The 6130-nt window shown below is 34.3% G+C and carries 6 protein-coding genes; 4 read left to right on the top strand and 2 right to left on the bottom strand.

Annotation, left to right across the window (positions count from 1 at the left end; genetic code table 11):
• Nucleotides 1-1697: S-layer homology domain-containing protein (locus CD29_RS19785; protein ID WP_169716198.1), on the bottom strand; the 1697-nt coding region annotated here is incomplete at its 3' end.
• 849 nt (nt 1698-2546) lie between these two features.
• Between CD29_RS19785 and CD29_RS16355 the strand changes: the two genes are divergently transcribed.
• Both CD29_RS16355 and CD29_RS16350 read left to right on the top strand, forming a co-directional pair.
• Nucleotides 2547-2831, top strand: a complete 285-nt coding sequence (locus tag CD29_RS16355) for a CC/Se motif family (seleno)protein (protein ID WP_036189246.1) — start codon at nt 2547-2549, stop codon at nt 2829-2831.
• Nucleotides 2832-3092: 261 nt separating this feature from the next.
• Nucleotides 3093-3659 carry an N-acetyltransferase gene (locus CD29_RS16350; protein WP_036189243.1) on the top strand — a complete coding sequence of 189 codons (567 nt, stop codon included), beginning with the start codon at nt 3093-3095 and terminating at the stop codon, nt 3657-3659.
• A gap of 495 nt (nt 3660-4154) precedes the next feature.
• Here the strand turns inward: CD29_RS16350 and CD29_RS16345 are convergent, their stop codons facing one another.
• Entirely contained in the window at nt 4155-4730 is a 576-nt protein-coding gene (locus CD29_RS16345; RefSeq protein ID WP_036189240.1) for a competence protein ComK, read from the bottom strand.
• A gap of 450 nt (nt 4731-5180) precedes the next feature.
• On the opposite strand from CD29_RS16345, the gene CD29_RS19780 reads away from it, so the two are divergent.
• Both CD29_RS19780 and CD29_RS16335 read left to right on the top strand, forming a co-directional pair.
• Nucleotides 5181-5708: a sigma-70 family RNA polymerase sigma factor gene (locus tag CD29_RS19780; RefSeq protein ID WP_052124217.1), complete on the top strand. Its 528-nt coding sequence runs from the start codon at nt 5181-5183 to the stop codon at nt 5706-5708.
• 65 nt (nt 5709-5773) lie between these two features.
• Entirely contained in the window at nt 5774-6100 is a 327-nt protein-coding gene (locus CD29_RS16335; protein ID WP_036189271.1) for a hypothetical protein, read from the top strand.
• The last annotated feature ends 30 nt before the right edge of the window (nt 6101-6130 follow it).

The following is a 6130-nucleotide window of genomic DNA, read 5'->3' as shown; positions in this document are numbered from 1 at the left end:
GCTAGGTCTTCTACTTCTAACTTATAATGACCTTCATCACTTACAGTGGTCCCTGAGATACACTCTTTGAATTCACCATCATCTTTTGAAATTCGTCCTGTTCCTTCATTAAACGTCGGAGTAAATTGGCTATTTCGGATTTCTCCATCTATTACACCACTAATCTCCGGCGCTTGATTATCGACAGTAAACTGCACGCTCGTTTTGTTGCCTGCTGCATCAGTTACTTCTAGCGTATATTGACCGTTTTCTGTTATCTCGGTACCTGATATAAAATCAGTACCTGTTCCACCATCTTTCGTTAAGATAGCTGTTCCTTCATTAAATTCCGGGGCAACGCTTTGATAATGTTTACCTTCTTCTACATTTGTGATGATTGGCTCAGTTTTGTCGATTGTAAATTGGACTATTGTGACATTTCCTGCTTCGTCTGTCACTTCTAATGTATATTGACCTTCTTCATCAACAACTGCTCCTGATGCAAATGAAACGAATTCACCGCCGTTTTTAGAAATCCGACCTGTTCCTTCATTAAACGTCGGAGTAAATTGAGAATTTCGGACTTCACCATCTCCTACCCCACTAATCACAGGCGCAACTTGGTCAATAGTAAATTCGACAACTGTAGCATTCCCTGCTTTATCAACTACTTTTAACTCATAATGGCCATCCTCACGAATTTCTGTACCTGAGGTAAACGAATCAAATGGTCCACCATCTTTTGATAATGTTGCCTCTCCTTCATTGAACTCAGGACTTACTGGTTGTTTGTAGAACTCACCTTCAGAAACACCAGAAATAATAGGCGCTATTTTGTCTATGACAAATCGTATGATCGTTTTGTTACCTAAATAGTTATTTGTAAAAACATACTCCCCATCTTCTGTGATGGTATTTCCATTTGAAATTCGAATTTCAGGATCATTATCTTTCTTTAAGTAAGAGACTCCTACATTAACTAAAATTTTTATATCATGATTATAGTACTCACCATCTTTAATTCCTGAGATAACCAACGCGATTGGTGGTTCATAAGGCGTATCCTTACTACCTTCTGTATTAGGTTCCTTTATATTGGAGGCTTTCTCTGCTAGAATAATAAATTTAGCAAATTGACCTCTTGTCACAAATTGACTACCCCCAAAAGTCGTTTCGGAAGTTCCAGATGTGATGTGATTCTCGTATAATACTGCTACAACCTGTTGAAATTTTGGATCAATATCTTTAAATGGGAGGGTTTCGGTATTTTTGGAAGTTAATTGAAAAACGTTTGAAAGAAGAATTGCCATTTCATATCTCGTTATAGGTTTTTCTGGTAGAAATGTGCCATCACCATATCCAGATATGAGCTTGGCCTCAGCAAGTGCGGTAATTTCTTTATAAAAAATGTGGTTTTCAGAAACATCTTTAAAAATTGAGTGATGAACCGTAGACGTATCTAAGTCTAATAGTTTCGTAATAATTCTTACTGCCTCACCACGTGTAATTGGTTGATGCGGACGGAATGTACCATCAGGAAACCCGTGAATAATGTCCCGCGCAACTAACTCCGTTACATATTCACTAAAATAATCTGTGCTTTTCACATCACTAAAACCACTCGCAGCTACGATTGTTGGTAACAGTAATGCCGATGATACGAGTACGGTTGTCGCAAAGGTTCGATTAAAATGGATCTTTTTACGTTTTTTCTTCAAATGCATACCCCCTAATATAAATTAACAAAACAAGAATATAAAACTAGTACTTATTATTTATATAATCATTATTATTTTTTTATGCCTGTAAACATATTATTCTAGTCTTTTCTTAATTAATAAATATTATATTATGATAATCTACTTTAATAAAAAATAGATCCTGGAGAGCTTAACCGCTATCACAGGATCTTTTTCTAAATTGACGTCTACAGGCAATGGTAAGTCGTCAGAAATGTATAAATTTCTATTATTATTTCTTAATTTTGCTTTCCTTCCAAGGTCGTGTATCTGGAAAAGTAAGCAAACCACGCTTTTTCATTTCCCTTTCCATCTTCCCCGCAATACCACATTGAGTATGATTAGTCCATACTTTGGCTAATCGAGTTGATTCACTCTGGACATCATTCTCGTAATTCAATATTTGAAAAAAATTAGTGGGACGATTTTGTCCCCTTGTCCACAAACCTATAAAAAACAAATATAAACCATATGAAATCGGACCTTTCAGGAATAATATGGTACAATGTGGAATAAATGTGTGGTATCGAGATATTTGCGCCGAATCAAAACTCATTGAAAATTTGAATATAGCTTTTAAAAAGGCTGAAGTATCGTTTTATTTGTGGGTGTCATATGTATTAGTATTTCTAGCTGCTGTTGTAGTCTCCATTATCCATTGAGTAGAGAGTGCCTACCTCTTTTATATCGAGGTTTTCTTTTATACACTTGCTCAATTAAGTTAATTATCGAGGTAGAAGATTTAAAAGGATTAGTAGTTGCGGTACTGAAGATAAATATAGAGTTCTAAGAGGTATGATGGAAGTGTTAAACTAGGGGCTGATAATATTGAAGTTAACAATTGAAATAGAAGATAGTGTGATAGAATTTATGAAGAAAAAAGGTCATACTATTACGTTAGCAAGCTTAATTTTAAGGGGATGTGCTGTTTTAGAAGAAATTGAAGTTACATACAAAGAACCAAAAGATAAGACTCAATATCATTTAGTCGAACAGGATGGATTATTCATCTATGTTCAAAAGATTTTGCAATTTAAAAACGATCATGTCAGCTTAGCCATAGCGGGCATTGGACCTTTTAAAACACTGATTGCAGAAGGTTTAAAGAGATAAAAGGTTTACAATAACTATGAAAATAGAAAACAACATATTTGAATTTAGAATTTTTCAAAATGAGCCGCAAAAGGGTGGTTCAACTTTAGATGCATAGGGACACAGGGACAGGGACACTGTCCTATGATCTTTAAGATGTGAGACGGGGTGTGGATGTGACCCCCTGTCTATTTATTGACGCTTTCGTAATAAAAGTTTAATTTATAATAAAATAATAGAAAATTTGTATTGATTGTATTGCATAGGATGAGGGGGAATATCTTGTTTGGATATGGAATTTACAAAAAAAGTGAAATAAATTTGATAAATGAATTATATAATGCTAATGAATCTACTATCTATAAGTTACAAAAAGAATTATTAAATTTGGAGGATTCGGTTGAACTATTATCTTTTTTATACACAATTAAAGATGAAGTTATTATAAATATAGTTTCTAATAAACAACAGGAAAAATTTCTAGTATTAAAAAAATTTTATGGAAATTCAATGCTAATAAGTCTTAAAAACCAATTTACCTCTTTTAATAATTTTCCGAATGTTTATGTCACATTGCATAGAGAAACAAAGTTGGAAGATCAGGGAATCATTTGGTATTACAATAAAAGTATATTTATTGAGGATATACATGCAATTCATAAAAGAGCTGGCAACGGAAGAATATTAATAAATGAAATTATTTCCTTTGCTAAAGAACATGGTTTCAAAATGATTGATGGAGAATTAACAGAAAATGATAAATTAAAAACGCCAGGATTGCCGGATTTTTACAAAAAAATGGGCTTTAATGTAAATAAAGAAGAAACATATTTTTATATGGAACTGTAATTTATTGACCTGTTCAAAAAAACTACTCATTAGTATTATCCTCTAAAAATTGTTGGGTTATTTTAACTTTACCCTCATTAAAAAACCCTCTCCCTCGTTGGGTGAAATGGTGGAGTCGTTTCAACATTTAATACATACTTGATGATCTATTTGATTCGCACTTCATGTTTTTATATTAGATTCACCACTTGCTTTGTAGTCATCAATTAATTCAATTGTTGCCATTCGTTTTTCTGGGACGTTAAAAATAAAACCTATAAACATCTGATGTTATTGAGATTGTCGCAGAGCATCTGTGATGTTAGATGGTGTGAGTTATTTGATGCTTACAAACTGCATAAAAACAACAACAGACACTTTGCTCCGAAATCCACTAAACATTCGGACAAAGTGCCTGTTTCTATACTTCTACTATGTAATCTCAAAGTTGCATGGATACTCCCTTCTGTTTAACCTATCTCAGCCACGATTGTAAGATTTTATTTCACTTTTTTTCTATGTATTAGAGATTGAATAACCTATCCCCTGTTCATGAACGATCTGGTTCTGAGGTGTTTGTATCTGCATCTGTCTCCATCCTCCAAGAAAACCAATTCGCCTCTCTGCATAGTTCACATTACTTGTCACTTCATACAAAAGATGAATAGCACGGTTACGATAGGTATTGATGGATTCGCGAGAAAGTGGGATCTCGATTTCGAAACCGTTGTCAAAAATCAATTTACAATTCTTTTTTTCTCTATTTTCTTCAATTTTGTAATTTAAGTCAAAGATCCAAACATACTCATTTTTCAGCATACTTGGAAGCTGAAATGCGACCATATATAATGCATCTGAAATGATAATAGGTGGGTTCTTTCGCAATTTATATTGCAACCTCGAAGCTTTCTTACGCCCCTCTAAATCTGACCCAAAATATAAACAAATCTGATTCATGGCTTCACTAACCGTCTTCACTAAATTTAGGCTTCCCTGGTGTGTATTGACAATGGATGAATGAACACCGTTATAGTGAGGCGCTACACATGAGATGCCATATTCATGTAACAACTTCAATAAACAAATATCCATAACTAAACCTCCAAAGTAATATTTTCATATGGTTAACAAAAACGATTTAGCACATAAAACCACATTATCTACAGCTGTTCATAGACTCCATTTCCACCTCCCCAAAACTTTATAAATATAATGCAAATATGTGTTTTTATGTAACTATATTATAATATGAAATTATCACTATTTCCCAACTAATTGTTAAAAAATTATGAATATTCACCTAACATTATAGATGTATTTCTAACAATTTCTTAGAACATACAACTATGTTCATACTCCTTCCCCAAAAATACTTACTATTTACCAAATTCCCCATACAAATCACCCAAATTGCTCTAAAGAATTTGTCAAATTTCCTAGAGAAATCTAACGAATACCCCATTAGATTCTATCCAAAATGTCCCTTACGATAAAAGCACCTAGGAATACAGATCAAGCGCTTCGATCGTTAGGAAAAGAAACGTGGAAGAATTTGAAGAAGTAGTAGAACAATATGACCCAATGATTACCAGCCTTTTAAAACGAGCAAACATCTACAAAAATCATGATCAGTTCAGACAAAGTGCGAGAATCGCCCTTTGGAATGCATGGCAAAAATACGATCCTGCTCGTGGCCCTTTTGCTCCTTTTGCATACCGGAGCATAAAAACAAGCATTTTTTCAGAAATGACAAATGATAACCGCTTTTCTGAACGCCAGATTGCCTATGAAAAAGAAACGTTAACAGCCATTGCACAAATCATCGAACAAAAAAACAACCATCACGAACATTCAGACATTCTATTCATTCTACAAGATTTGCTCACTGAAAAAGAATACCAGCTCATCATCGACATCTACTTTAACGGCTACAACTGTAAAGAATTAACCAAAAAATACGGTACCTCAGCTGCTGCTTTGAGAAAACGAAAAGATAGGGCCTTAAAAAAAGTTCGCGAAAAACTCATGAATTCAGTCGAGACAGATTCACTGTCCACACCAAAAAAATAAAACTATCAAAATTAGTGGGACGAGGGTTCTCCCCCTTGTCCCCAACCTAAAAAGGAGACAAACCAATGACCGCACTACTAATACCAGAATCGCCACTTCAACTACTACCGACACTTGCAACAAAAATCGGATTAAACGAAGCGATAGTTCTTCAACAAATCCATTACTGGCTAACAAAATCAAAAAACGTTCGAGATGGACGAGTATGGGTATACAAATCCGTTAACGATTGGCAAAAAGAATTCCCCTTCTGGTCCAAAAACACCATCGACCGAACACTAAAAAAACTGGAAAAACAACAACTCATCTTCGTCGGGAATTACAATAAACGAAAATACGACCGGACGAAATGGTACAGCATTCAATATAAAACAATTGCTGAAATTGTATGAAATCCACATGCATTTTGGCATGGTGGTAGG

This window comes from Ureibacillus manganicus DSM 26584 (genome assembly GCF_000772945.1).
Lineage (GTDB): Bacteria > Bacillota > Bacilli > Bacillales_A > Planococcaceae > Ureibacillus > Ureibacillus manganicus.
Note: the sequence above shows the minus strand (reverse complement) of the source record. Positions and strands in the feature narration are given on the sequence as shown.

Coding starts and splice junctions, on each gene's coding strand:
- CD29_RS16335 (WP_036189271.1), top strand. CDS start 5,774: ATGACCGCACTACTAATACCAGAATCGCCACTTCAACTACTACCGACA.
- CD29_RS16345 (WP_036189240.1), bottom strand. CDS start 4,730: ATGGATATTTGTTTATTGAAGTTGTTACATGAATATGGCATCTCATGT.